General features: G+C 62.1%; 25 protein-coding genes. 12 read left to right on the forward strand and 13 right to left on the reverse strand.

Features of this window, described 5'->3' with window-relative positions; genetic code table 11:
• Nucleotides 1-25 precede the first annotated feature (25 nt).
• The 11 genes from mutL to GOB83_RS02375 form a co-directional block, all read right to left on the reverse strand.
• Nucleotides 26-1,939 carry a DNA mismatch repair endonuclease MutL gene (gene mutL, locus GOB83_RS02325; RefSeq protein WP_242005684.1) on the reverse strand — a complete coding sequence of 638 codons (1,914 nt, stop codon included), beginning with the start codon at nucleotides 1,937-1,939 and terminating at the stop codon, nucleotides 26-28.
• Between the two features lie 15 nt (nucleotides 1,940-1,954).
• Nucleotides 1,955-2,476 carry a DUF3035 domain-containing protein gene (locus tag GOB83_RS02330; RefSeq protein ID WP_086645385.1) on the reverse strand — a complete coding sequence of 174 codons (522 nt, stop codon included), beginning with the start codon at nucleotides 2,474-2,476 and terminating at the stop codon, nucleotides 1,955-1,957.
• A 56-nt stretch (nucleotides 2,477-2,532) separates the two neighbouring features.
• Nucleotides 2,533-3,030, reverse strand: a complete 498-nt coding sequence (gene lspA, locus GOB83_RS02335) for a signal peptidase II (protein ID WP_086645268.1) — start codon at nucleotides 3,028-3,030, stop codon at nucleotides 2,533-2,535.
• Nucleotides 3,027-5,945 (reverse strand): isoleucine--tRNA ligase, encoded by a 2,919-nt coding sequence (gene ileS, locus GOB83_RS02340; protein ID WP_165925109.1) that lies wholly within the window; start codon nucleotides 5,943-5,945, stop codon nucleotides 3,027-3,029. The genes lspA and ileS overlap by 4 nt, the downstream gene beginning before the upstream one ends.
• A 156-nt stretch (nucleotides 5,946-6,101) precedes the next feature.
• On the reverse strand, nucleotides 6,102-7,046 hold the full coding sequence (locus GOB83_RS02345) for a bifunctional riboflavin kinase/FAD synthetase (RefSeq protein WP_095349055.1): 945 nt from the start codon (nucleotides 7,044-7,046) through the stop codon (nucleotides 6,102-6,104).
• Nucleotides 7,047-7,053: 7 nt separating this feature from the next.
• Complete coding sequence (gene mtnC / locus GOB83_RS02350) at nucleotides 7,054-7,764, reverse strand: acireductone synthase (RefSeq protein WP_165925110.1); 711 nt, start codon at nucleotides 7,762-7,764, stop codon at nucleotides 7,054-7,056.
• Nucleotides 7,765-7,779: 15 nt separating this feature from the next.
• Nucleotides 7,780-8,325: a 1,2-dihydroxy-3-keto-5-methylthiopentene dioxygenase gene (locus GOB83_RS02355; RefSeq protein WP_086645264.1), complete on the reverse strand. Its 546-nt coding sequence runs from the start codon at nucleotides 8,323-8,325 to the stop codon at nucleotides 7,780-7,782.
• Complete coding sequence (locus tag GOB83_RS02360; RefSeq protein WP_165925111.1) at nucleotides 8,322-8,945, reverse strand: methylthioribulose 1-phosphate dehydratase; 624 nt, start codon at nucleotides 8,943-8,945, stop codon at nucleotides 8,322-8,324. The genes GOB83_RS02355 and GOB83_RS02360 overlap by 4 nt, the downstream gene beginning before the upstream one ends.
• Before the next feature lie 27 nt (nucleotides 8,946-8,972).
• Nucleotides 8,973-9,224 carry a twin-arginine translocase TatA/TatE family subunit gene (locus GOB83_RS02365; protein ID WP_086645262.1) on the reverse strand — a complete coding sequence of 84 codons (252 nt, stop codon included), beginning with the start codon at nucleotides 9,222-9,224 and terminating at the stop codon, nucleotides 8,973-8,975.
• 126 nt (nucleotides 9,225-9,350) lie between these two features.
• A complete protein-coding gene (locus tag GOB83_RS02370) occupies nucleotides 9,351-9,809 on the reverse strand; it encodes a CHAP domain-containing protein (protein ID WP_165925112.1) in 459 nt (152 codons plus the stop codon).
• Nucleotides 9,806-10,468 carry a regulatory protein RecX gene (locus tag GOB83_RS02375; RefSeq protein ID WP_373321608.1) on the reverse strand — a complete coding sequence of 221 codons (663 nt, stop codon included), beginning with the start codon at nucleotides 10,466-10,468 and terminating at the stop codon, nucleotides 9,806-9,808. Before GOB83_RS02375 ends, GOB83_RS02370 begins: the two co-directional genes overlap by 4 nt.
• Before the next feature lie 231 nt (nucleotides 10,469-10,699).
• On the opposite strand from GOB83_RS02375, the gene GOB83_RS02380 reads away from it, so the two are divergent.
• The 7 genes from GOB83_RS02380 (at nucleotide 10,700) to GOB83_RS02410 (ending at nucleotide 19,379) form a co-directional block, all read left to right on the forward strand.
• Nucleotides 10,700-11,914 carry an aspartate aminotransferase family protein gene (locus tag GOB83_RS02380; RefSeq protein WP_165925113.1) on the forward strand — a complete coding sequence of 405 codons (1,215 nt, stop codon included), beginning with the start codon at nucleotides 10,700-10,702 and terminating at the stop codon, nucleotides 11,912-11,914.
• Nucleotides 11,911-12,909, forward strand: a complete 999-nt coding sequence (gene argF, locus GOB83_RS02385; protein ID WP_165925114.1) for an ornithine carbamoyltransferase — start codon at nucleotides 11,911-11,913, stop codon at nucleotides 12,907-12,909. Before GOB83_RS02380 ends, argF begins: the two co-directional genes overlap by 4 nt.
• A 4-nt stretch (nucleotides 12,910-12,913) precedes the next feature.
• Nucleotides 12,914-13,231, forward strand: a complete 318-nt coding sequence (locus GOB83_RS02390) for a hypothetical protein (protein WP_165925115.1) — start codon at nucleotides 12,914-12,916, stop codon at nucleotides 13,229-13,231.
• Between the two features lie 89 nt (nucleotides 13,232-13,320).
• Nucleotides 13,321-14,289, forward strand: a complete 969-nt coding sequence (hslO, locus tag GOB83_RS02395; protein WP_165925116.1) for an Hsp33 family molecular chaperone HslO — start codon at nucleotides 13,321-13,323, stop codon at nucleotides 14,287-14,289.
• A gap of 87 nt (nucleotides 14,290-14,376) precedes the next feature.
• Entirely contained in the window at nucleotides 14,377-15,318 is a 942-nt protein-coding gene (locus GOB83_RS02400) for a hypothetical protein (RefSeq protein ID WP_165925117.1), read from the forward strand.
• Nucleotides 15,319-15,423: 105 nt separating this feature from the next.
• Nucleotides 15,424-18,003: an ATP-dependent helicase HrpB gene (gene hrpB / locus GOB83_RS02405; RefSeq protein WP_165925118.1), complete on the forward strand. Its 2,580-nt coding sequence runs from the start codon at nucleotides 15,424-15,426 to the stop codon at nucleotides 18,001-18,003.
• 257 nt (nucleotides 18,004-18,260) lie between these two features.
• Nucleotides 18,261-19,379, forward strand: a complete 1,119-nt coding sequence (locus GOB83_RS02410; protein WP_165925119.1) for a S1C family serine protease — start codon at nucleotides 18,261-18,263, stop codon at nucleotides 19,377-19,379.
• Nucleotides 19,380-19,420: 41 nt separating this feature from the next.
• Here the strand turns inward: GOB83_RS02410 and GOB83_RS02415 are convergent, their stop codons facing one another.
• Nucleotides 19,421-20,275: an aldo/keto reductase gene (locus GOB83_RS02415; RefSeq protein ID WP_165925120.1), complete on the reverse strand. Its 855-nt coding sequence runs from the start codon at nucleotides 20,273-20,275 to the stop codon at nucleotides 19,421-19,423.
• Between the two features lie 98 nt (nucleotides 20,276-20,373).
• Between GOB83_RS02415 and GOB83_RS02420 the strand changes: the two genes are divergently transcribed.
• A complete protein-coding gene (locus GOB83_RS02420) occupies nucleotides 20,374-20,820 on the forward strand; it encodes a DNA polymerase III subunit chi (protein ID WP_165925121.1) in 447 nt (148 codons plus the stop codon).
• A 44-nt stretch (nucleotides 20,821-20,864) separates the two neighbouring features.
• Here the strand turns inward: GOB83_RS02420 and GOB83_RS02425 are convergent, their stop codons facing one another.
• Nucleotides 20,865-22,337 carry a leucyl aminopeptidase gene (locus GOB83_RS02425; RefSeq protein WP_165925122.1) on the reverse strand — a complete coding sequence of 491 codons (1,473 nt, stop codon included), beginning with the start codon at nucleotides 22,335-22,337 and terminating at the stop codon, nucleotides 20,865-20,867.
• A 159-nt stretch (nucleotides 22,338-22,496) separates the two neighbouring features.
• On the opposite strand from GOB83_RS02425, the gene cysQ reads away from it, so the two are divergent.
• The 4 genes from cysQ (at nucleotide 22,497) to GOB83_RS02445 (ending at nucleotide 26,438) form a co-directional block, all read left to right on the forward strand.
• Nucleotides 22,497-23,267 carry a 3'(2'),5'-bisphosphate nucleotidase CysQ gene (cysQ, locus tag GOB83_RS02430; RefSeq protein WP_165925123.1) on the forward strand — a complete coding sequence of 257 codons (771 nt, stop codon included), beginning with the start codon at nucleotides 22,497-22,499 and terminating at the stop codon, nucleotides 23,265-23,267.
• 107 nt (nucleotides 23,268-23,374) lie between these two features.
• Nucleotides 23,375-24,376 (forward strand): L-threonylcarbamoyladenylate synthase, encoded by a 1,002-nt coding sequence (locus GOB83_RS02435; protein ID WP_165925124.1) that lies wholly within the window; start codon nucleotides 23,375-23,377, stop codon nucleotides 24,374-24,376.
• Nucleotides 24,373-24,936: a hypothetical protein gene (locus GOB83_RS02440; protein ID WP_165925125.1), complete on the forward strand. Its 564-nt coding sequence runs from the start codon at nucleotides 24,373-24,375 to the stop codon at nucleotides 24,934-24,936. The genes GOB83_RS02435 and GOB83_RS02440 overlap by 4 nt, the downstream gene beginning before the upstream one ends.
• Nucleotides 24,937-24,998: 62 nt before the next feature.
• The gene (locus GOB83_RS02445) at nucleotides 24,999-26,438 is read left to right on the forward strand and encodes an FAD-binding oxidoreductase (RefSeq protein WP_165925126.1); all 1,440 of its coding nucleotides are present in this window, start codon (nucleotides 24,999-25,001) and stop codon (nucleotides 26,436-26,438) included.
• The last annotated feature ends 38 nt before the right edge of the window (nucleotides 26,439-26,476 follow it).

Below are 26,476 nucleotides of genomic sequence, written 5' to 3' on the forward strand. Positions count from 1 at the left end.
TCAGCCATTCCCGAACAGGGGATGGCTAACGGCGACCAAACAATTTTTCGAGATCATTGCGGCTGAGCTTGAGCCATGTTGGCCGCCCGTGCGAGCACGTTCCTGCGCGGGGTGTGGCTTCCATCTGCCGTAGCAGGGCGTTCATTTCCTCCGGTGCAAGCCGCCTGCCTGCCCGGATACTGCCGTGGCAGGCCATGCGCGCAATGACCGCATCCAGCTTGCCATCAAGGGATGCCATTTCATCAGGGGCACCTGTGTCATCGGCTTCCAGTTCATCGGCCAGATCACGCAGCAGGCTGACAGCATCACTTTTGCCCAGCATGGCTGGCAATGCACGCACCAGAATGGAGCCACCACCAAACTCTTCTATTTCCACCCCGAGTCTTTCCAGCATGGGCTGGCGGGCCAGCAGCAGATCCTGCTGTACGCGGGGCAGTTCCACCACATCTGGCACAAGCAGGCGCTGGGCCTGCACATGCCCGCTCAGATACTGCTCGCGCAGGCGCTCATGCGTCAGCCGTTCATGGGCGGCATGCTGGTCAACCAGCACCAGAGAGCCATCCGCCGCAACAGCCAGAATATACGTATCCAGCACCTGCGCGACAGCAGCCCCCAAGGGGTGATCCAGCGGAGCGAGTCCACCCGCCCCACCCGCTATTTCTGCCGAAGGACCAGCCTGTGCGGCCTGTGGCCATGGTTCGGTCTGGTTTGTCGCAAAGGCCGTGGGCAGGGTGCGGGCCGATGGAGCATCCCCAAACATCAGGCGTGGCTCGGCCATGCCAGAGCCCTGCGCTGCGGCGGGGTAAGCGGGAGCAGGCTGCACGGCCGCCTGCCCCTGCTCTGGCGGATACCATATCCGGCTTGCCCGTGGTGCCGCGGACAGAACCGGGCGCACACCCGCAACCCCTGCCCCGTGCTCCAGCGCGCGCTGGAGCGTGCCAATAACCAGTGAGCGCACGGCGGCTTCATCCGCAAAGCGCAGTTCGGTTTTGGCGGGGTGTACGTTTACATCCACCTGTTCAGGCGGAACAGTGAGCATAAGAGCCACAACCGGGTGGCGACCGGGCTCTATCACCCGGCGGTAAGCCACGCGCACGGCGGTTTTAAGCACCGGGTCCACCACAGGCCGACCATTAACCAGCATGAACTGCCCGTTGGCCGTGGACCGATGCACCGATGGCGGGCAGATAAAGCCGCTCAGGGTCATGCCCTCACGCGCGCCGTCTATGGTCAAAAAACCATCGGCCTCGCTGGCATCCAGCAGGGCGGCTGCACGGGCGGCCATATCCTGAGCGGGCAGGTCCAGCACTTCACGCCCATCAAGCACAAAGCGGAAGGCGGTCTGGGGCACGGCCAGAGCCAGACGGCGCACCACGCTTTCCACATGGCGGCCTTCCACGCGGGCACTTTTCAGGAATTTGCGGCGTGCGGGCGTGGCAAAAAACAGGTCTTCAACCACAACGCTGGTGCCAAAAGCCCCGGCAACAGGTTCTGGCGGGTAGGTTTTACCCCCCTCGACCCGAATACGCCACGCGCCACTTTCCCCCCTTGGGCGGGAGGTAATGCTCAACCGCGCCGCAGCCCCGATGGACGGCAGTGCCTCCCCCCGAAAACCAAGGGTGTTGATGTGTACCAGCGTTTCGTCCCCCAGTTTGGAGGTACAGTGCCGCTCGACTGCAAGAGACAGATCATCGGGGGACATGCCAACCCCGTCATCCGTCACAATCATGCGCTCCACCCCGCCCCCATCGAGCGAGATGTCCAGCCGCCGGGCTCCGGCGTCTATGGCATTTTCTATCAGTTCTTTTACGGCAGCCGCGGGGCGTTCAATAACTTCGCCCGCAGCAATGCGGTTGACAATAACTTCGGGCAACCGCCGCACATGCGGGCGATCAGGCATAGTCCCCAGCATGGCAGCCTGTTCTGGCTGGTCTGACATGGTCAGACCCGTGCCTTACTTCTTTTTGGGGTGCTGGGTGGGCGTAACGCCCTTGGTGGGGGGCAGGCCAAGGGCTGCGTTGGTTTTGAGCCTGCGGTTTTCTTCATCCGCATTCACCACACCTCCAGCCTTGCCACCTTTCCAGAACATCAGCTGTTCCACAAAGCCTGTGCCTGCGGCACCCAGCTCGCCCTGATCGGGTTCGTCTGCGGCGGCAGAGGCTTCGTTGACCAGAATGGTCTGGCCTTCGCTGGTGTCCCCGTTGGTGCCGCGCAGAGCCACGTCGGGGGAGAGGGTTTCGAGCGCCTGAAGGCGTTCGCTCTCATCCTGTGTGCGTTCATCCCCTTTGCTGGGCTTAACCAGCTCCTCCGAAGGGGGCATGGACAGCGGTGAGCGGGTTGTCACCGTATATTCATCTGGCATGCTGCGTTCCAGACCAAAGGCCTGAGCGGCCTCATGCCCGGAGCAGCCGCTCAGCATCATGCAGCCGCCTACCAGCAGCACCGGAGAAATCAGGGTCGAAACACGGCGCACTATCATCTGCCTTCCACTCATCCTGAAAACCGCGCGCTCTGGCGCGGGCTGCCTAATGCCTAAGATGTCTGCTGTCCGTCAGACAGAAAATTCTGCAACAGCAATACGCATACTGCGCACACTATAGCGGAGTCAGCCACATTGAACACATACCAAGACCAACCGAATGCATGGGCATGCAAAAAATCCACCACGGCCCCGTAACGCACACGGTCAATCACGTTGCCTATGGCGCCCCCGGTTACCGCACCCACACAGGCTGCTGTCATCTTGCTGGGGGTTCTGGCCATCCACACCAGCAGACAACACGCTACTACCATCGCCACAACGGAAAACACAATCCGCCCGGCCCCACCCAGCCCGCCAAACATGCCAAATGTTACGGCGTGGTTCCAGACCATGGTAAAGTTAAGGAACGGCAATACCCTGACAGAACCACGGGCTGGCAGGTCCAGCCCATATAAAATCCAGAACTTGCTCAGCTGGTCCGCAGAAAGAACCAGCATCAGCACAAGCAGGCCAATTCCTGCGGGCCGAAGCATGAACGGCTTTTTCATGCACCCTCCTGCGCGGATGTGCTGACAAAGCCGCTCTGGGCCACAACATCCGCACAGCGTGGGCACACACCAGGATACGCCGGATTCGACCCGGTTTCTGGCAGGACCTTCCAGCAGCGGGCGCATTTTTCGCCCTCCGCGACCCGGACCACAGGCGCACCATGCAGGGTTCCCCCTTCATCCCCCTCCACATAAACGGAGGAAGATGTGGGGTCGATCAACACTTCCACGTGGGAGACAATGGCCAGCTCGCTCCAGTTAACACCGGCAAAAATGCTGGCTTCTTCTTCCGAAAAAGTCAGTTCAACCTGTGCCTGCAACGAAGAACCAATGGTGCCCGCACGGCGTGCCCCTTCGATCTCGGTTGTAATAATCCGGCGCACGGAGCGAATACGCGCCCAGCGTTCCTCCAGTGCCGTGTCGGTCCATTCTACCGGCAGGTCGGGAAAGGCCTGCTCGTGCACACTGGCCTGATCACCAAAGCGGGCGGCCCATGCTTCTTCCGCCGTAAAGACCAGCACGGGGGCCAGCCACGTGCTCAGGCAGCGGTGCAGCACATCCAGCACCGTACGCACCGCACGGCGCGTGGAGGAGGACGGTGCATCGCAGTACAGCGCGTCCTTGCGGATATCGAAGTAGAAGGCCGACAGGTCCGTTGTGCAAAAACCATGCAGGGCGGGGTAAACACCAACCCATTCATGCGTTTCCACCGCACGGGCCACCAGCCCGCCCAGTTCGCTCAGGCGATGCAGAACCCAGCGTTCCAGCTCTGGCAGTTCGGCATAGGGCAGCACTTCTGCATCCGTAAACCCGTCCAGCCCACCCAGCAGCCAGCGCAGCGTGTTGCGCAGGCGGCGGTACAGCTCGCCCTGCTGCTTAAGGATTTCCTTGCCAATGCGCAGGTCGTCATTGGTGTCGGAGTTCATGACCCACAGGCGCAGCACGTCAGCGCCCATGCTGTCGTTCACGTCCTGCGGGGCAATCACGTTGCCGAGGGACTTGGACATCTTGCGGCCCTGCTCGTCCAGAACAAAACCGTTGGTCACCAGCGCCTTGTAGGGCGAGACACCGCGCGTGCCCACACTTTCGAGCAGGGAGGACTGGAACCAGCCACGATGCTGGTCCGACCCTTCCAGATACAGGTCTGCGGGAAAGCTCAGCCCCGGACGCCCCAGCACAAAGGCGTGGGTCGAGCCACTTTCAAACCAGACATCCACGATGTCGAACACCTGTTCGTAATCATCGGGGTTGCGGCCTTCACCCAGAAAACGGGCAGGCTCGGAGGTGTACCAGGCATCTGCCCCATCGGAGCGGAAGGCATCCACCACGCGCTGCATAACGGCTGGGTCGCGCAGCACCTCGCCTGTGCGTTTTTCCACGAACACGGCAATGGGCACGCCCCATGCGCGCTGGCGGCTGATGCACCAATCCGGGCGGGTACGGATCATGGAGGTCAGGCGGTTGCGGGCCTGTGCAGGCACAAAGGTTACGTTTTCCAGCGCTTTGAGTGCGTTTTCACGCAGCGCGTTTTCCCCGTCCATGCGGATGAACCATTGCGGCGTAGCCCGATAAATAATGGGTGCGCGTGAACGCCACGAATGGGGGTAGGAATGTACGATCTGCCCGCGCCCGACCAGCCCTGCGGGGGGCGTGCCCGCCGCGTTGGCCCGCTCCATCACACTTGCCAGCGTGGAGCAGACCACATCTGCCGCCTTGAACACATGCACACCGGCAAAACCGGGGACCCATGGTGCGTATGTGCCATCATCCTGCACGGTTTCAGGCACATCCACGCCATTGGCGCGGCAGAGCATGAAGTCGTCCTCACCATGTGCGGGGGCCTGATGGACAAGGCCGGTCCCGGCATCGGTGGTTACAAACTCACCGGCCAGCATGGGCACGTCAAAATCATACCCTGCACCACGCAGCGGATGGGCGCATACCGCACCCGCCAGCGCACTGCCGGGCAGGGTGTAAAGAATGTGGTGCGCTGTCACATGCGCTTCGGTGCAGAAGGACTCTACAAGAGCTTCGGCCACCAGCACGCGGGCACCGGGCTCAAGCAGAGCACCCTCGCCCGTTTCGTCCACACGCAGGACCACGTATGTAATCTCCGGCCCGTAAGCCAGAGCGCGGTTGCCCGGAATGGTCCACGGCGTTGTGGTCCAGATAACCACGGACACGTCAGCCAGCGCATGGGTGGGTGTTGGGTCCTTGACCACGGGGAACGCGACCAGAATGGTGGTGGACGTGTGGTCGTGATATTCGATTTCGGCTTCAGCCAGCGCAGTTTTTTCCACCGGGCTCCACATGACCGGGCGCAGGCCACGGTACAGCTTGCCGTTCAGCAGAAAACGCCCGATTTCCTCCACAATGGCCGCCTCGGAGGAAAAATCCATGGTGGCGTAACGGTTGCGCCATTCGGCCTGCACACCCAGACGCTGGAACTCCTCCATCTGGATATTCAGCCAGTTGCCTGCATAGTTGCGGCATTCGGCACGGAACTCCAGCACAGGCACGGAATCCTTGTCCCGCTTGGCCTTGCGGTACCCTTCCTCAACCTTCCACTCGATCGGCAGGCCGTGGCAGTCCCAGCCCGGCACGTAACGCACCGCGTAACCCGCCATGCGGTGGGCGCGGTTGATAACATCCTTGTTGATCTTGTTGAGCGCATGACCAATGTGCAGGTGCCCGTTGGCGTAGGGCGGACCATCATGCAGGGTAAAGACCGGGCGGCCTTCCGCCTGCTGCTTCAGCCGTTCATCCAGCCCGCTTTCGCGCCATTTTTCAAGCCATTTGGGCTCCTGCTGGGGCAGGTTGCCACGCATGGGAAAAGAGGTCCGTGGCAGAAACACCGTATTGCGATACTGGTCGGCCAGGGTTGTCTTGTCGGGTTCGCTGCTCGATGAGGTCATGGGAGGCTGAGGTCACTTCGGTTCGGGTTCATGCCGTGCGGGCTTTTGGCCCCCACGCCACCTTGGGCGTTACTGTCTTATCAAAAAGGAAAAGCGCAGGGTCAAGCGCCAAACCGGGCTGCACGCCCAACATGGCCCCCGACCATGCCAGTGGGCCTAACTTGGGGTGGGTTGCACGTCCAGCACCAGCCGGGCCTGCGCGGCATCCTGCGCAATCTGGTTTTTAAGGGCATCCAGCCCGTCAAAGCGTTTTTCCTCACGCAGCAGGGCATGGAGCGAAACCGAGAGTTCCTGCCCGTACAGGTCGCCTTCAAAGTCAAACAGATGGGCTTCCAGCCTGCTTTCCTGCCCGTCATTTATGGTCGGGCGGCGGCCGATGTTGGCCACGCCATGGTGCGTCCTGCCATCTGGCAGGCGGATTGTGACCGCATACACACCCCGCGCAGGTTCAAGGTGGCGGCCAAGCGGAATGTTGGCGGTGGGGAAGCCCAGCAACCTGCCGCGCTTGTCCCCGTGCTGGACAACACCGCGAATACACCACAGCCGCCCAAGCTCTCTGGCTGCTTCCTCCGGATAGCCATCCTGCAACAGACGGCGGATACGGGAGGAGGACAGAGGCCCGCCCTGATCAGCCAGCGCCTGCACAGCAGTAAAGCCCATACCGAGCTGATGGGTCCGTTCCGCCAGAAACGCCACATTGCCCCCCCGGCGGTGCCCGAAGGCAAAGTCCGGGCCGCAGCCAACATGGTGCAGGCGCAGGGCGTTATGCAGCACATCTTGCACAAACTGCTCAGCACTCAGTTCGGAAAAGGTCTTGTCAAACCCGATCTGGAACACGTGCCGCACGCCCAGTGCACGCAGCGCGGCCAGCCGCTCGGTGCTCAGGGTCAGGCGGAATGGCGGGTCCTGCGGCCGGAAGAGTTCGCGCGGATGCGGCTCAAAGGTGACAACGGCAGGCGGCAGGTCCGGCCGGGCAGCAAAAACGGACCGGAGCAGATGGGCATGCCCAAGATGCACACCATCAAAATTGCCCAGTGCCGCAGCGCAGCCATAGGCTTCTGCGGGAATGTTCCGCCAGTTGGTGTGCAGGCTGATTGTCATCGACCCATTACGCTCCTTGTGGCAGACCAAACAGGCTGGCGGCCTGCTGCAGGGAGGCCGCAACACGGTGACGGACACCGGGTACCGTTTTATCCTCGGGGCGGGCAATCTGGCAGACCTGCAACCCGGCCTGCTCGGCGGCTTCCAGCTCGGCCACCACATCGGACAGGAACAGCACATCCGCCGGAACCCAGCCAGCCTTGCGCACAATGGCGCTGTAGCTGGCACTTTCCCTTTTGCCCCCCATTTCCAGGTCAAAGAACGCACTGAACAGGGGCGTTACGTCCCCCTGCTCCGTGTAGCCGTAAATCAGCTTCTGCGCGGCCTGAGAGCCGGAGGAATACACGGCCAGCGTCAGCCCTGCCGCTTTCCATGCCTTTAAGGTCGGCACAACATCGGGGTAGAGGTCGGCCACCAGTTCGCCCTCGCGGTAGCCCTGTTCCCAGCATAGCCCCTGCAGGCTTTTAAGGGGGGCTACCTTGGCGTCCGTATCCATCCAGCGTTCAAGCTGTTCTGCGGCTGGCACACCGGGTGCCAGTTCCGCCGTCTGGGCCAGTGCCTGCGCCACCACGGGGTTATCGTGCTGGGCAAGCAGCGCAGGCAGGTGTTTGCGCGCGTAGGGGAAGAGAACTTTGTGCACAAAAGCCACCGGCAGGGTGGTGCCTTCAATATCCAGCAGCACCACGCGCGGCGTGGTCAAGCCCGTATTCTGAATCATGATCCTGAACTCTTGCTAGCTGGAAAAGGAGGGAAACTGGCGGGCAATATCCGCCCCCGTGTACTGGGCCACCCAGCCTTCCTTATGGGTAAAGATGCGCAGGGTCACCATATCGGGCTGCGGGCCTGCATCAAACCAGTGCTTATACCCTTCCGGCACGGAAATCAGGTCTCCCTGCGTGCATTCCACGTCATACACCCGGTCCTTGATGTGCATGATGAAGTGACCACCCCCATGCACAAAAAACCGTACCTCGTCCTCACTATGCGTATGTTCGGACAGGAACTTGCTGCGCAGGGCTTCCTTGTTGGGGGTCTGGGCGTTTACGCGCAGCACGTCGGCCGAGCCTGCCCCGGTTTCGCCCATCAGCCGGTCCAGCCAGGGGCGGTAGGTGGCCAGCACGGTGGCTTCATCCGCATCCTTTGCCGGGGGCTGCACGGCATCCCACCGTTCAAAGCGGATGCCAAACGGAGCAAGGGCTGCTGCAATTTCTGCTGCATCGTGGGTCTGCAACAGGGGCACGCCGGGGCGGGTGTCCTCAAACACACTCAGGCTGCTCATATCCCCAGCTTCCTTCTTTCCAGAACACAGGCAAGCAGGAACTCCAGCCCTTCCAGCCGGGCAAGGGCTGCGGCCATGGTCTTGCCCCACACGTACACACCATGGCCACGGATAATGTAGCCTGCGGGCATGTCGGCAAAAAACGGTTCTACCTCACGCGCCAGACGGGCAATATCCTGATCATTGGCAAAAAACGGTATGCGCACTGCCGCGTCATGCGTGTTCTGCCCCTCAAACACTTTCTGAACCTCGTACCCTTCCACAACAAGGGCTGGGGAAGGCTCGATCATGGACAGAACGGTGGACGCAACGGAATGACCGTGCAGCACGGCCCCCACGTCGGGCAGCAGGCGGTAAACCTGGCAGTGCAGAAGTGTTTCCGCACTCGGTTTGTTATCCGGCTGGTGGGGCTGGCCCGCCAGATCCACGGTAATTACGTCATTCTGGGTTAAAAAACCCTTGTGGCAACCAGAGCGTGTAATGGCGATGCGCCCGTCGGGCAGCCTGCAACTGATGTTGCCTGCCGTAGCGGGCACCCAGCCGCGCGCATCCAGCCGCTGCCCCGCATGCACAATATCCTGCGCGCCGCGGACAAAATCCGTGGTGGCGTTATCCGTCATGATACTGCTGGCCTTCCTCGGCGTTGGTTAGTGCTGGGTGGTCTTGTCTGCTGGGGCGGCGGTGCGCTCGGCAGCAGCGGCAGGGGGAGGCGCAATATGGCCGGAGCCCGCACGGGGTGGGGCGTCATCCATCGGTTCGTCATCAGCCATGTGTTTCTTGAAGGATTTTATGCCCTTGGCCATATCCCCCATGATGGTGCTGATCTTGCCGCCACCACCAAACAACACCAGCACGACCACCAGAACAATAAGCCAGTGCCAGATGCTCAAGCTGCCCATTCCACTCTTCCTTAACCTGATGGCGCGCATGTGCGGCCAGTCTGCTTGCCGTAATCGGCCTTGTACATGAGGGCGAACACGCCGTGATGCAAGTTTTTCCTTTTTAACCCCGCGCAATCGCCCTGTTCAGCTATTTCCGGGGGCATACGGTTCTATAAATCCGTAGGTTGGGTAAACCGTCTTGCCATAGGCATGTGTGGGGGACCACCACACGCGCACGCGCGTCCAGTCATTACGGGGGGATACGTCCTGTACCGGGGCGTGGCGTGTGACCTCACCCGGCTCCCAGTTTGCGTGATCCACCAGCACCAGACGGTTGCTCCGCACCTCCCTGACCACCGAAACATGGCCCGAAGGCAGCCTGTGCGTGGAGCGGAACACAAGCACATCCCCCGCTCTGGGGCGGGAGGCCCGTGCGTACTGCCCCCGCGCCTGCCACCACCAGGTTGCGGCATCTCCACGCAGGTTGATGTCCGAATGTTCCCGCGCATAGGGCGCACACTGCACGGACCCATGCCAGTTACCGCCCCCCGCACAGGCCGCCAATAGCGGCAGCAGGGCAAGGCATGACCAACCTGCCCTCACGACTCGGCCCTCAGGCGGTCCATCCACTCCTCCGCTTCCTCGTGCTGCATTTCCAGCACACGCTGGGCCACATCGCGCGCAAAACCTGCCCGGGCGAGCACACCCAGCGCCCTGTTCCGCCGGGCCATGCCTGTGGCGTCGTCCTCATCTTCCGTGGCGGGTTCAGTGGCAAAGGGGCCAAGCCTGCGCTTGCGCGCCAGCACCAGTGCGGCACAGAGCTCCTGCTCGGCTGCACTCAGGGTACCTACAGCCATATCCAGTGCTTCATCACGCACCTGTGGTGCCACACCTTTTGCAGCCAGATGCGCCTGCACCGCACGCGCCGAACGCCCCGAGCGCACAAGCCTGCGCACGCGTGAGCGGGCAAACACCGCATCATCCACCGCGCCAAGGCGCACCATATCCTCCACCACTGCACTCACAACGGGGTGCAGCCCGGCGGCGTGCTCTGCCACGCTCTCCGCACAATCCCCTGCCCTCTGGGCTTTTTGTGCCCAGCGGGCAACGCGGCGCAGCAGAACCTGCTCCAGCCCCTGCCGGGTCGTGCCAAACCGGGCCAGATGCGCCAAAGCGGCCTCCCGCAGAGTAGAACGCTGCGGAGGTGGGCAGGTAAAGGAAGGAGGCACGGTCTTGTCCATTACGGAAGATAGTATGCCCATGTCGCACCTTTGCGCCACTACGCGCTCGCGCTTAAATTGCCATGCTGCATATTTGACATGCAAAGTATTCAATACAGAAGTTTGACACCCGCAACATGAACACGGCATTATGGTGCCATGCGCAACGGGCCGCCCGCTCCACCCTTGTACGGTAGCGGGCGTTTTTTGTTTTGCGCTGTTCCAGATTCCCTCATTCAGGTTTGATAACCACCAACGTAAAGACCAGATTCCATGATTCCTCCCCTGATGCCGACCTATAAGCGTGCCGACCTCGCCTTTGAGCGGGGCGAAGGCTCCTGGCTGTACGCATCGGACGGGCGACGATTCCTGGACTTTGCGGCGGGCATTGCCACCTGCTCCATTGGTCACGCCCACCCGCATCTGGTAGAAACCATAAGCCAGCAGGCCGGGCGGGTCATGCATGTGTCCAACCTGTTCCGCATTCCGCAGGCGGAAAAACTGGCCGAACGGCTTGTGGCCAACACGTTTGCCGATAGCGTGTTCTTCTGCAATTCCGGCGCGGAAGCCAACGAAGGCATGGTCAAGATGGCCCGCCGCGCCCAGATGCTGGCAGGCCACCCCGAGCGGACCCAGATCATCTGCATGGATGGTGCATTCCATGGCCGGACACTGGCCATGCTCTCCGCCACCGGCAACCCGAAATATCTGGAAGGGTTTGGCACGCCGGTCACTGACTTTGTGCATGTACCCTTTAATGACCTTGAAGCCGTAAAGGCCGCCATTACCCCGCGCACCGCAGCGGTTATGCTGGAGCCCATTCAGGGGGAAAGCGGCATCAAGCGCGCCAGCGTGGAATATCTGCGTGCCCTGCGCGCCCTGTGCGACCAGACAGGCGTACTGCTTGCCCTTGATGAGGTGCAAAGTGGTGTTGGCCGTACAGGCCGCCTGTTTGCCCACCAATGGGCCGGCATTACGCCCGATGTCATGAGCACGGCCAAGGGGCTTGGCGGGGGTTTTCCCATCGGGGCCATTCTGGCGACCGAGACTGTGGCCAAAGCCATGACCGCAGGCACGCACGGTACCACCTTTGGCGGCAACCCGCTGGCCTGTGCTGCCGCCAACGCGGTGCTGGACGTGCTGCTCGTCCCCGGCTTTATGGATCAGGTCTGTGCCCGTGCCGCCCTGCTGGACGAACTGCTGGACAGTCTGGTGGCCGATGCGCCCGACGTGTTTGAACAGCGCCGTGGGCTTGGGCTGCTGATTGGCCTGCGCTGCGTACCCGCAGTGGGCGACGTACAGACCGCCGCCCAGAATGCTGGGCTCCTGTGCGTCACAGCGGGGGACAACGTCCTGCGCCTTGTGCCGCCCCTGACCGTAACGGAAGAAGACTGCCGCAAGGCCGTAGCCATGCTGGTGCAGGCCGTAACAACGCTGCGCACCCACCCTGATAACAAAAACAAGACAGTTCTGGAGACAACCCCATGAGTGCGGCTCTTTCCACCTCCTCCATTACGCCGGTGCAGACGGGGCTCCGCCACTTTCTCGACCTCAAGGATCTGGACGGGGCAACCCTGCGCCAGATTCTGGACGTTGCCAGCAGCATGAAGCGGATGCAACAGAACCGCCGCTTCCCGCTCCACCCCCGCCAGCCTCTGGCGGGGCGCCAGCTTGGGCTTATTCTCTCCAAGCCTTCCACCCGTACCCGCGTCTCCTTTGAAGTGGGCATGCGCCAGCTTGGGGGGGATGCCGTTGTGCTCAGCCCGCAGGACATGCAGATCGGGCGGGGGGAAACACTGGCCGATACAGCCCGTGTGCTCTCCCGCTTTGTGGATGCCATTGTGCTGCGGACGGGCAACACCACCAACCTGCACGAACTGGCACGCTGGAGCACAAGCCCGGTCATTAACGGGCTGACCCCGGACTCCCACCCCGTGCAGATTCTGGCCGACATCATGACGTTTGAGGAACATCGCGGCCCCGTGCGTGGCCGCACGTTTGCCTGGACAGGTGACGGCAACAACGTTCTGGTCTCCCTGATCGAAGGGGCCGTGCGCTTTGGCTTCAAGCTTCGGGCGGCAACTCCGGCCAAAATGAAGCCCCCGCAGGCTGTGCTGGACTGGGCCCTGCAGGAAGGCGGCGATGTGGAATGGATGGAAGACCCCCGCGCTGCGGTGGAAAAGGCCGACTGCATTGTAACGGACACGTGGGTCAGCATGTCCGACTCGCACGAGGAGGCCGCTTCCCGCATGGCACGGCTTGAACCCTACCGCGTGGATGCAAAATTGATGGCGCAGGCCGCCCCCGATGCCCTGTTCATGCACTGCCTGCCTGCCCATATTGGGGAGGAAGTGACGCAGGACGTGTTTGAAGGCCCGCATTCCGTTGTGTTTGACGAGGCCGAAAACCGACTGCATGCCCAGAAGGGCATTCTGGCATGGACAATGGGGGGGGCTAACTGGACCTCCTTTGGCAAGGAATAAGCAGATGTGCGATGCGGAAAAACCCGTAACACCCACAACAACGGAAGAAACACCCTCCGTTCCCGGCTGGGTTGAACCGGCGCTGGACACCATTCTGGCTACCCTTCCCTTTACTGCGGACAAGCTGGCCCCTTTGCGCGCGTCGTATCTGGACTGTCTGGCCGGGTGTGGGCGCGCGGGAGATCTGGATATGGAGCACGACGCATGCCGCAAGGGCTTCCTGCGCGCGTTGGTTGACACGCTGGGCCTGGCCCCCGATGCGACCCGCACGCTTGAACAGCAGCTTGAAAAACTCGAACTGGATATTTCCGCTCAGGTCTGAGCCACCCCTATGCTCCCTGCCGCAGGCCCCACCCTGCGGCAGGGAGAGGCAGGACCTTGATGTTTATGTTGGCAGGATAGAACGTTTTTATGGAAAAACCGGCTTTTCTCGACCGTGACCGCCCCGATGTGCCCGGTCTGGTGGTTCCGGGCGGTGTAACGCCCTTCTATCTGGCAGGCCGTCCGGTCCGTGGGCGGCTGATCCGCCTTGGCGTGCTGGCCGATGCCATGCTGACCCGCCATGACAACCCCGATCAGGTTACCGCCCTTGCGGGCAAGGCGCTGGCTCTGGTGGCAGCACTGGCCTCCGCCCTTAAGTTTCAGGGGTCATTCTCCCTCCAGATCAAGGGCGATGGCCCGGTTTCCATGCTGGTGGCAGACTGCACGCATGATGGCGCCCTGCGCTTTTATGCCCGTTCGGATGAAGACGCACTGAACGCCCTGCTGGCCCAGAACCCTACCCCCACGGACAGGGAACTGCTGGGGAATGGCTACCTTGCCCTGACTGTTGACCAAGGGGCGGACATGGAGCGCCACCAAGGTATTGTGGAAATTGCGGGCGATGACCTGTCCGCCATGGCCACCCATTACTTTGCCACCAGCGAGCAGCATGCCTGCTGGATCATGCTGGCATGCAAAATGACCGATGCGGGCTGGCGCTCTGGCGCACTCGTGCTCGAACGCATTGCAGGGGAAGGTGGCACGGCCGAAGCCGAACTGACCACGCCTGACGGCACAACCCACGACGACACCGCATGGGAGACAGCGACCATTCTGGCAACCACGCTCAGCGTGGGTGAACTGCTCGATGATACCCTGCCCGGCCCCCAGCTTTTACACCGCCTGTTCCATGAGGAAGATCTGCTTGTCAGCCAGTCCCGCGCTCTGGCGTTTGGCTGCCGCTGCTCGCGCGCAAGGCTGGTGGAGGTGCTCCAGCACTTCCCCGAAGATGATCTGGACCACATGTGCGTGAACAATGACACCATCGTTATGACCTGTGAGTTCTGTAACAAGGATTTTCATTTCCCACGCAGGGACATCGCCTCCGCCACAAGCTGAGCGCCTTGTTTGTAACGCATGGTTGACGCAGCCCCACGCTGGGGGCCTGCGTTGGATTATTTCAGTCGGCTGTTCAAGAGGTTGTGCATGATGCCGTTCCCCCGTATGCGCCTTTCCCATCTGGTTGCCGCTTTTGTGCTGCCAGCAGCACTTGCCGGGTGCGCGGACCAGCCCCAGCCAACCCGGTTTGCGCCGCTGAGCTATGATTATCTGGGCCAGATTCACCTGAACGTGGCCACGCTGGATGTGGTGGACAATTCCGTAGCCAACCCGGAACCGGGGGATATTGGTTACAAATCCCCCTCCCCGCCCGACCACACGCTACGGCAGATGGCGGCAGACCGGCTGATCGCAACAGGCAATGCAGCAGCGGCCAGCACCGCCCATTTTGTTATTGACCGTGCGTTTATCTTGCACCAGCCCGGCGGCACGCTGGACGGGCAGATGGATATTCATCTGGACATCCTCAACCCCGAAGGCAGGCGCGTGGCGACGGCCTCCGCACAGGCAACCCAGACCCTCCACCCCGATCCTTCGCAGGATGTGGAAAGCCCGGCCAATCTGTACGAAATTACAAAAGACATGATGCAGACCATCAATGTCGAATTTGAGTACCAGATCCGCCATTCCCTGAACAAATGGCTGGTGGATGCGGGGGGCACCCCCATGAACAACGCCATCCAGACCCAGCCCCTGACAGGCGCACCGGATGCAACAGCCCCGGTACCTTCCGCTGCCGCGGTATCCACCCCTGCGGCGGACACAATGTCTGACACCAAAAGGCTGACCGAACTGCCATCTGCAGGAACAACCCCTGCAAATGTTAGTGTAGACTCTGCCAGCACGGACACCGCCTCCAGCGCAGCCCAGTCCAGCACGCCAGCACCCGCACAGGCACAGGCGGCACCGCAGGAGAGTGAACCCAGCGCCATCTTCCCCGCCGGGACAGATGACACCCCGGCTCCGGCCAAAACCCTTTCCCCCAAAGCGGGTTTTTTAACCCTGCCCGCCAACAAAAAAACACGCTAACTCCGGCTCCACCGGCATCTGGCCTGCCCCCATGCACCACAAAGGTCATGGGGGATGTGAGCAACCGTGCAGCCAGCCCGCCAGAACAGCATAAAAGGCGGCACGATGCCCCAGACCCTTTTTCCCGACCCTGATGACATTGCAAACGGACTGCCGGTTAAGGAGATTCTCCCCCAGCTGCGCGCGGTTCTGGCGGCAGAGCCCACAGCCGAGCGCCCTGCCAGCGCCATTGTGGTGGCACCTCCGGGGGCAGGCAAAACCACGTCCATTCCCCCTGTGCTGGCAGCCAGCGCGTGGCGGGGCGAGAGCGGGCGGATTATCATGCTCGAACCCCGCAGGCTGGCTGCCCGCGCCGCCGCCCAGCGCATTGCCAGCCTGATGGGGGAAGAGGCTGGCGGGTTTGTGGGCTACCGCACCCGCATAGACAGCGCCGTTTCTGCCCGCACCCGTATTGAGGTACTGACCGAAGGACTGTTCCTGCGCCGCCTGCTGGGGGACCCCATGCTGGAGGATGTCGCCTGCGTTATTCTGGACGAGGTGCATGAACGTTCCCTGGAGGCGGATCTCGCCCTTGCGTTCTGCCTGGACCTGCAACGCACCCTGCGGCCAGACCTGCGGCTTGTCGCCATGTCCGCCACCGCCGAAACCGAACGGCTGGCCAGCCTGATGAACGCCCCCGTGCTGACCAGCGAAGGCCGCATGTTCGCGCTGGAAGTCCACCATGCCAAAAAGGACATTCCCACCCTGCGTGACATAGCCCCCGCCACGGCTGCGGGCATACGGCAGGCACTGGCGGAAACCACGGGGGATATTCTGGCCTTTTTGCCCGGCACGGGAGAAATCCGGCGCACCGCCCAGTTGCTGGACGGCATCAGTGCGACTGTCCTGCCCCTGCATGGGGAGTTGCACCCCGCAGAACAGGCCCGTGTGCTACGTCCGGCCGATAACGGGGAGCGCCGCGTTATTCTGGCCACATCCATTGCGGAAACATCGCTGACCGTACCGGGTGTGCGTGTGGTGGTGGATTGCGGTTACCGCCGCGCGCCACGGTTTGATGCCGGGGCCGGGCTTTCCCGCCTGGATACACTGCGTATTTCCCGCGCGGCAGCACGCCAGCGGGCCGGCCGCGCAGGGCGTGAGGCACCGGGCACGGCCTATTGCCTGTGGAGCGCCAGCACACAGCGCGCCATGCCCCAGCATGACCGCCCCGAAATTCTGGAAGCTGATCTGGCAGATTATGTTCTGGCCACAGCCCTGTGGGCTGATACGGTTGGAACAAGTGAGCCGTTACCCCTGCCCGACCAGCCCCCCGGCAGCGCGGTTGCCGCCGCGCGGGAGCTGCTGGAACAGCTGGGAGCGCTGGATCAGGCGGGGCATATTACCCCACTTGGCAAACGCATGGCCCAGCTTGGCACACACCCCCGCCTTGCCGCCATGCTTTTAGCTGCACGCACAGGGGAGGAGGCCGCCATGGCAGCCGACCTTGCCGCCCTGCTTGAAGAGCGTGACCCCCTGCGCCCACGCCACGCAGCCCACGGCAAGCCCCCCATAACACCCCCTGCCGATATCGGGCTAAGGCTGGACCTGATTGCAGGCGAAGACCACCCCGATGCAGACCGCGCCGCCCTGAGCCGCATACGGCTGGCGGCAAAGCGGTTCCGCTCCCGGCTGAATGTTCCCCAGCACCTGCCTGCACAGGGCAACCCTGCCGCCCTGCTGGCCGCAGGCTTCCCTGACCGGATAGCCCTATGCCGGGGCGAACCGGGCAGCTACCGGCTGGCCAATGGCAGCAATGCGCGCCTCCGGCGTGATGATGGACTAAGCCCCCACCGCCTGCTGGCCGTGGCCGGGCTACACCTGCGCACCGCCGCCGAAATACGGCTGGCAGCACCGCTGGACCTGAACGACCTGCCCCCCACCCTGCTGGCCCGTACGCAGGAGCAGGTTGAAACCACGCTCGACCCCGTATCTGGCAATATTCTGGCCCGCAGGCGCACACGCATTGGCTGCCTTGTGCTCAAGGACAGAACCGAAAAAGTTAAGCCGGAGGAAGCCGCAGCCCTTCTGCTGGTCCATGTGCGCGACAACCTGGAAAACGCCCTGAACTGGACAGAGGCCGTAAAGCAGTTGCAGGCCCGTGTTGCTCTGGCCCGGAGCGTGCACACCACGCCAGAATCCGCTGGCAGCACGCAGGAGGAAGAACCAGTCTGGCCCGATTTTTCCTCCCCGGCTCTGGCGCAGACTGTGGCGGACTGGCTGGCCCCTTATATGGAAGGCCGCAACTCCGTTGCGGCCATGAAGGAACTGGATGTGCACACCCTGCTGCGCAACCTGCTGACATACACCCAGTACCAGTGGCTGGAGCGGGAACTGCCAACCCACCTCCCCTTCCCCGGTGGACGGGCAGAGGTGGATTACACCCAGCCCGTACCCGTGGCCTCGGCCCGTGCGCAGGTTTTTTATGGCACGGAACAAACGCCTCTACTGGCAGGCGGGCGGGCACCCCTGCGGCTGGCTCTTCTTTCCCCCGCCGGGCGGCCACAGGCCATTACGGCGGACATTGGCGGGTTCTGGCAAGGGGGATGGGCGGATATGCGCAGGGATATGCGCGGCCGCTACCCCCGCCACGACTGGCCCGAAAACCCGGCCCTTGCCCCGGCAAAACCGCGCACGCGCCCAAGCTAGGGCAAAGCTGCCCCAATCCCATGGGGGCATCGCCTACAGGCACCAGTCCCAGAGCCCTGCAAACTTGTGCGACATATGCCCCCAACCCAGCCCCAATATGGCAGGGCCGTAACCGCAGGGCTGGCATTGCACCCGCCTCTGCGCCCCCGCGATGTGAAAAAGCACAGGAAAAAAGGGTTCGGGTCAGCAGCATGGTTGCGCAACTGCGCCAAACATGGCCTAAAGTTCATATGCTTGGCTCCATGGCACCGCACCTTATGAACAGACTGTTGCAAGGCCTGCCCTGTGTGGCCGTGGCCTATCTGTGTTGCACACCGCTCTTGAGCACCGGAGAAGCCCGCGCTGGCACGCTGCCTTCCTTTGCGCCTGCCACACCCCTTGTAACCTCTGGCCCGGTCAGCTTTGCCCCGCTTGTGCGCAAGGTTGTGCCTGCCGTGGTCAATATTGCCGTCACGCGGGATGATTTTGCCGCAGACAGCCATCACAAGCTTCCCTCCTCCGTTAAAGGCACACCATTGGAGCGGCGTTACCGCGAGCGCATGCGCCACCATGGGGATGAACTGCTGGAGGCCGGGTCCGGTTTTTTGATCGACCCCAGCGGTTTTATCGTAACCAACGGCCATGTGGTGGAAGATGCGGACACCATTACCGTTTCACTCGTCAGCGGTAAGGAGTTTACGGCAACGCTGGTGGGCATGGACCCGCTGACAGATATTGCCGTTATCAAAATTACCAGCCCCGAGGCCCTGCCCTATGTGGAATGGGGAGATAGCCGACAGGTACAGGTAGGGGACTGGATTATGGCGGCGGGTAACCCGTTTGGTCTGGGTTCTTCCGTAACCGCTGGCATAGTCTCCGCCCGTGGGCGCGATATAGGAAGCAGCCCGTTTGATGACTTTTTGCAGCTTGATGCGCCCATAAACCCCGGCAACTCCGGTGGCCCGACCTTTAACCTTGCCGGGCAGGTTGTGGCACTCAACACCGCCATTGTTTCCCCCACAGGGGGGTCTGTGGGGCTCGGGTTTTCCATTCCGTCCGAAATTGTGATTCCCATTGTGGAAACCCTGCGCCAGACCGGGCATATAGACCGTGGCTGGCTGGGTGCAACGCTAGATGATGTTCTGACCCACAATGGCGCCAAGGTTACCGAGGTGGACCGCAACAGCCCCGCAGCGCATGGCGGGCTCCGCAAAGGCGATGTTATTACCATGCTCAACGGGGAGCATGTGGATACCGCCCGCGCCATGATCCGTGCCATTGCTGCCGCCAAACCGGGGAGCGAGGCCGCCTTGGCCATCATGCGTAACGCCCACCCGCAAACGCTGATCATCCATGTCGGCCTGCGCCCTTTATCAGAGGATGGCGGGTTCCATTAAACCCGCCATCTGGCCGTGTAGCGCAGAACCAGCCATGACCATCAGATCATGGCCAGTGGCTCCTTACTGGCTGGGGGCGCAAAGGCAGCATCCAGTTCCGCCAGATCCTGCGGCGCCAGCCTGAGTTCTGCCGCAGCTACGTTAAGGCGCATATGCGCAGGGCTGCCTGCCTTGGGAATGGCAAGCACATTGGGCTGGCGCAGCACCCAGGCCAGCGCAACCTGCGCAGGCGTTGCCGCACCAAGCGATGTTGTATGCCGCGCCGCCACCCGCGCCAGCGCAGGATGGGCCAGCAGCGCACCCCCCTGCCCTATGGGGGAATAAGCCATGGTCACAACCCTGCGCTGCCTGTCCGCCTGTAGCAGGTCATACTCCACGCCCCGGTGTTCCAGACTGTACAGCACCTGATTGGCCGCGCACTCCCCGGGCCGGGAGCAGCCTTCAAGGTCACGCATATCGTCAGTATCAAAGTTGGAAACACCCCAGTAGCGGATCAGCCCTTCGCGCTGGAGGGTGCGGAAGGCCTCCACGGTTTCGGCCAGTGGCACGCTGCCGCGCCAGTGCAGGAGGTACAGGTCCAGCCTGTCTGTACCCAGATGTTTGAGCGAACGGCGGCAGCTTTGCGCAACCCCTTGGGCGGAAGCATTGCTCGGCAGCACCTTGCTGACCAGAAAAACCTGTTCACGCATAGGGGCTATGGCCTCCCCCACCAGTTTTTCCGACCGGCCATTGCCGTACATTTCCGCCGTATCCACGACCTGTATGCCCTGCTCCACCGCATAACGCAGGCTTGCTATCTCCTCCTCCCTGCGGGCAGGGGTATCGCCCATATTCCATGTGCCTGCGCCCAGTGCGGGCAGGATTGTGCCATCTGGCAGGGTTATGGTTTGGACCATTGCGGGTTTCTCCTTGTATCCTCGGACCATCAGGCAGCATAAAACAGCGCAGGACCATGCTCTGTTCCGCCCCATGGCAAGACTGTTATAGTGGATATATGACCCAGATCGGCTTTTACCACCTGACCCGTACCAGCCTGACAGAAGCCTTGCCCATGCTGCTGACCCGCACGCTGGACAGTGGACAGAAAGCGGTTGTGTGGTGCACGGACAAACCCGCGCTGGATGAGCTGGACAAAACGCTTTGGCAGATTGCCACCCCGCGCTGGCTGCCCCATGGCAGTGCGGGCATAGCCTGCCCCGACCTGCAACCCATATGGCTGAGCACTGGGGATGACTGCCCGAACGAGGCGCGTTTTCTGTTTTTAACGCACAACCGGCACTGCGCGGACCCGGCCCGCTTTGAGCGGATATTCGACCTGTTTGACGGGCATGACGAAAGTGCAGTTACCGCCGCCCGTGCACGCTGGGCACAGGCCCACAAAGCGGGACATGACCTTGCATACTGGCGGCAGGAAGATAAGGGCTGGAAGCGCGCCCGCTAAAAAACCGCCTGCCCGTATAACCGGGCAGGCGGAAGCAGAAATGCTCAGCCCTGCTCAAACCCGTTACGCACAAAGCGGTCAAGCAGGCGCACACCAAAGCCGGTTGCCCCTTTGGGCTGACCGTTTTTGGCCTTGCTGGCCCAGGCAACTCCGGCAATATCCAGATGCGCCCAAGGGGTTTCCCCCACAAAGCGCTTGAGGAACTGTGCTGCGGTAATAGAACCACCAGCCCGGCCACCGCTAATGTTCTGCATATCCGCAATATCGGACTTCAGCAGGGCATCGTATTCCTTGCCCAAAGGCATGCGCCACAGCTTTTCGCCCGTAAAGGCACCGGCATCAGCCAGCCCCACGGCCAGATCATCATCATTGGAGAACAGACCCGCGTATTCGTGGCCAAGCCCCACAATGATCGCCCCGGTCAGGGTTGCAAGGTCCACCATAAGGCGCGGAGCAAACCGGTCCCGCGCGTACCACAGCACATCGGCCAGAACCAGACGGCCCTCGGCATCGGTATTGAGCACCTCAATTGTCTGGCCAGAGGCGCTGCGCACCACATCCCCCGGACGCTGGGCCGTGCCGGACACCATGTTTTCCACCAGCCCCACAACACCCACGGCATTAACCGGGGCCTTGCGCAGCGCAAGCGAGGCCATAAGCCCGGTTACCGTTGCGGCACCGGCCATATCCCACTTCATGTCTTCCATGCCGGCTGCGGGCTTGATGGAAATACCACCCGAGTCAAAGGTCACGCCCTTGCCAATAAAGGCTACGGGGGCGTCCCCTTCCTTGCCGCCATTCCAGCGCATGACCACTGTACGCGGCTCGTTAGCACTCCCCTGCGCCACACCCAGCAGGGCCCCAAAGCCCAGCTCGGTCATGGCGGCAACGTCAAGCACCTCTACCTCCAGCCCATGCGCACGCAGGGTTGTGGCGCGCTCGGCAAACTCGACCGGGTTAAGCACATTGGCCGGTTCGCTCACCAGATCACGCGTTAGCACAACGCCGCGGGCAACGGCCTGCAGGGACGGCCAGAGTTCCTCCGCCGCACCCACATGCGCGCCCAGCACGGACAGTTCGGCCAGCTGGTGTTTTTTGTCGTCTTCTTTTTTGGTCTGGTAGAGGCCAAAATGGTAGGCACCCAGCACGGCACCCAAAGCCACATGGGCCGCCAGCGCGCCAGAAAGATCGCCTACAGCCACAGCCGCTTTTGGCGCACGCGCCAGCAGGGAGGCCGCAAGCCCGCCTGCCTTTTCCGCCACCCATGCGTCCACATCACCAGCTTTGCCAATGCCGACCAGCACAATACGTTCAAAACTGTCAGATGGTGCCAGCACAACACAGCTTGTGCCGCCCTTGCCCTTAAACCCCTCTGCCTTGGCCGCACGGCTGAGAGCGCCCTGCGTTGCAGCATCAAAGTTCTGAAAAACAGTTGGGTGCGCATCCCCTTCGGGCACCAGAATGGCCAGCGCGCCTGCCGTGGACTCTACCTGGGTGGAAAATGAAATCTGTAGCATGATTTGACCAATCTCCCTGAAAACCACATCTATTCTGCCTAAGTCCCCCACCCTGTCTTGGCAATAGCCAGAGCCGCCCCCACGCCCCGATTGCACGATAAACACCAACACCCCACCACAGGGCATGACGGCGGCCCCAAGCTGGCGTATGCTAGGTTCATGAGCACCCTTGCAGATACAGACCTGCTGGCCCTTGCCGCCAGACTGGCCAACGAAGCCGCCGAAATCATCCGCACCATTCGCACGCGGGGTTTTGAGACCGTGACCAAAACCGACTCCTCCCCCGTAACGGAGGCGGACCACGCGGCAGAGGCCCATATTCTGCGCGGGCTGCGCGCGGCCACACCCGATATTCCCGTTATTGCGGAAGAAGAAGTTGCCGCAGGCCTGCAAGCCTATGCCACCCCAGCCTACTGGCTGGTGGACCCGCTGGACGGCACGCGGGAGTTTGCCGCCGGGCGGGACGATTTTACCGTCAATATCGGCCTTGTGCGCAATGGCCATGCCGCACTGGGGGCGATGGCCCTGCCAGCCTATCACCAGCTTTACACGGGGGGCGTGGGTCTGGGCGCGCACCGGCTGGACAAAAACGGGCTACAGGCCATTCATGTCCGCACGGCTCCTGCTGAGGGACTGAGCGTTCTGGCATCCCGCCATCATGCGGATGACACCCGTCTGGCCGAATACCTGAATGGCAAAAAAATTGCGCATCTGGGCAATATCGGGTCAGCCGTAAAGTTTGCCCGCGTGGCAGAAGGGCTGGTTGATCTGTACCCCCGCCTCGGCCCCACCATGGAGTGGGACACAGCCGCCCCACAGGCCATTGTGGAAGCCGCGGGTGGCCAGATTACGCTACTGGATGGTTCCCCCCTTGTTTATGGCAAAACAGGCTGGAAAAACCCTCCCTTTGTCTGTACCGGAGCGCTATAAACAGGGCAGGCCAACCGTAGCCCCTTTACGCAGGGGTCTCCTGTTGCCAAAACATTGCAGCCTCACTGATCGGCCTACGGATTGCGCCCTGTTGCCATGAGAACACCATGACCAGACGTCTGGATGCCACCCAAAGCGGCATTGCCACTGCTGCCAGCATTCTGCGGGCTGGCGGCCTTGTGGCCTTTGGCACGGAAACCGTTTACGGCCTTGGGGCAGATGCCAGCCAGCCGCAGGCGGTCGCCCGGATTTTTGAAGCCAAGAACCGCCCGCGCTTTAACCCGCTGATCAGCCATTTTGCCAATGCACAGGCGGCGTTTACGCAGGTGGTGCCCAATGCCATGGCCCACAGGCTGGCGCAGGCGTTCTGGCCGGGGCCACTTACACTCATTCTCCCCCGCGCACCGGGGGCAAGCATTAGCGATCTGGCGGCAGATGGCCTTGCCAGCCTTGCCGTGCGCGTACCCGCCAATGCCACAGCCCTTGCACTGCTGGAACAGGCAGACCGCCCCATAGCTGCTCCTTCGGCCAACCGCTCCGGCCGCATCAGCCCCGTGGACGCAGCCCATGTGCTGGAGGAACTGGACGGCCGGATAGACGCCGTGCTGGACAGTGGCCCCTGCACCGTGGGGGTGGAAAGTACCGTGGTGGACCTGACAGACCCGAACACCCCCACCCTGCTGCGCCCCGGTGGCATAACGCTGGAAGAGCTTGTTGCCATCTGCCCGCACATAAGCCTGCCGCAAACCACAAGTGATGTGGCCCCACATTCCCCCGGCCGCATGGTCTCGCATTACGCGCCGCACCTGCCTGTGCGGCTGAACGCTTTGCAGGCCGAGCCGGACGAGGCCCTGCTGGCATTTGGCGCCACCCGCCCCACCCTTGCCCCGCTGGCATGGAACCTGAGTGCTGCCGGGAACCTGGAAGAAGCCGCGGCAAGGCTGTTTACCGGCCTGCGCACACTGGACCGCGAAGGGCAGACCCTTGGGTTGCGCCGCATTGCCGTGCAGCCCATACCCCAGCACGGTCTGGGCCGTGCCATACAGGACCGCCTGAACCGCGCGGCAGCCCCCCGTCCGCAGGACGGAACAGAAGACATGGCACCATGACCGAGATTGATCCCAAGGAACTCAAAATCCTGTCGGACATTCTGGCACTTGTGCTTGAAGACAACCCCGGCCAGTCGGACACGGCCCTACAGGCCCTGCGCAACCGTGCCCGCAAGAACAGCACAACCGGGGGAGCGCTCAAAAACCTGTTCCAGACCATTGCGGTCAATCCATCCAAGGCCAAAAGCACAACCCGCCAGACTGGCACGCGGGCCTCTGCCAGCAAGGCCAAAACAACCGACATGCCGGACCAGTACCGCGTGCAGCTGCGCGAAATGGCCGACAGCATTACCCGGCTGGACCGCAACCTGCGCGTTGCCTATTCCCAGAACGAAACACTTAAATCCGAACTCTACCTGACCCAGAAATCCCGCGCGGAACTCCAGACCCATCTGGCAACGCTTCAGGCCACCAAACGCACCCAGAAGCCACTCACCATTGCCATTAGCCTGCTGGTTGGCATGCTGGTGGGGGTTGCGGGGTCTCAGGCCGTGCATGTCCTGTGGCCTGCGCCACCACCGGCCCATACCATGGCCGACAACAGCCATTATCTTTACTAACGGGTCGCCCGACCGCGCGTTCAATTTTGTCTTTTTGTGCTTTTGCAGGGAAAACCAGAGCCATGCCACAAACGCCCCTCCCCCCGTCCTTACATGATGCGCTGGTGCAGATCCTTGGCCCTTCGGGTGTTCTGACCAACCCGGCGGATACAGAGGCGTTCTGTGTGGACTGGCGCGCCCTCTACCACGGCCATTGTGCCGCAGTGCTACGCCCGGCCAACACGGAGGAGTGTGCAAAAGCCGTGGCCCTGTGCCACGCACACAATGTGCCCATGGTGCCACAGGGAGGCAATACCAGCATGGTGGGGGGCGCAACCCCGGATTCGAGCGGGCGGGCCGTTGTTATTTCCACCACCCGCATGAACCAGATCCACACGATTGACCATGCGGACCTGACCATGACGGTGGATGCAGGGGTTACCCTTAAAGCAGCACAGGATGCGGCAAGTGCTCAGGGGCTATTGCTCCCGCTTTCCATCTCGTCCGAAGGGTCGGCTGATATTGGCGGGATTCTGGCCACCAATGCAGGTGGCAACAACACGGTGCGCTACGGCAATGCCCGCGAGCTGGCTCTGGGGCTACAGGCCGTGCTGCCCGATGGCAATGTGCTCAACCTGATGCGCAAGCTCCGCAAGGACAACACAGGGTATGCGCTGCGCCAGCTGCTGGTTGGTTCGGAAGGCACTCTGGGCATTATTACGCAGGCGGTCATCCAGCTTCAGCCTGCCCCGCGCTCGCGCGAGACGGCACTTTGCGCAGTGGAAAACCCACAGGGTGCACTCAACCTGTTTGCGGCCTTCCGCAAGCAGGACCCCTCCGCCATTCATGCGTTCGAGTTCATGTCCGGCACGTCCATGGCGCTGGTCAATGCGCTGATTGAGGGTGCCGCCCTGCCGCTGGAAGCCCCGGCCCCGGCCTATGTGCTGGTGGAACTGGCCAGCCCCCGCGCCGATGACAGCCTGCGCAGCCTGATGGAAGATGTGCTGGGTAGCGCACTGGAAGACGGGCTGGTAACAGACGCCGTTCTGGCTGAAAGCGAAAGCCAGCGCCAAAGCCTGTGGATGATCCGTGAAGAACATGCCGAGGCACAAAAACGCGCAGGGGCATCGGTCAAGAACGATGTCTCCGTTCCACTGGCAGCCATACCGGAGTTTATTGAAGCGGCCACCAAAGCCTGCGAAACCCTTATTCCGGGTATTCGGGTTGCGCCCTTTGGCCATATTGGCGACGGCAACATCCACTTTAATCTGGTGCAGCCCGAAGGTGCGGACCCCGCAGCATTTTTGGCGCAGGACCACGCCATGATGGATACGGTGGCCGAAATCGTGCGTAAGCTGGGCGGGTCTTTCTCGGCCGAGCATGGGGTCGGCCAGCTTAAAACCTACATGATGCCATCCTGGCGTGGGGGTGCGGAACTGCAAACCATGCGCCGGATTAAAGCGGCACTGGACCCGCAGGACCTTATGAACCCCGGTAAGGTTTTACCCCCCGCTCAGGCATAATCCGTTACAGGACCGGGGGCATGCTAAAGCCCACGCCT

This window comes from Acetobacter fabarum (genome assembly GCF_011516925.1).
GTDB lineage: Bacteria > Pseudomonadota > Alphaproteobacteria > Acetobacterales > Acetobacteraceae > Acetobacter > Acetobacter fabarum.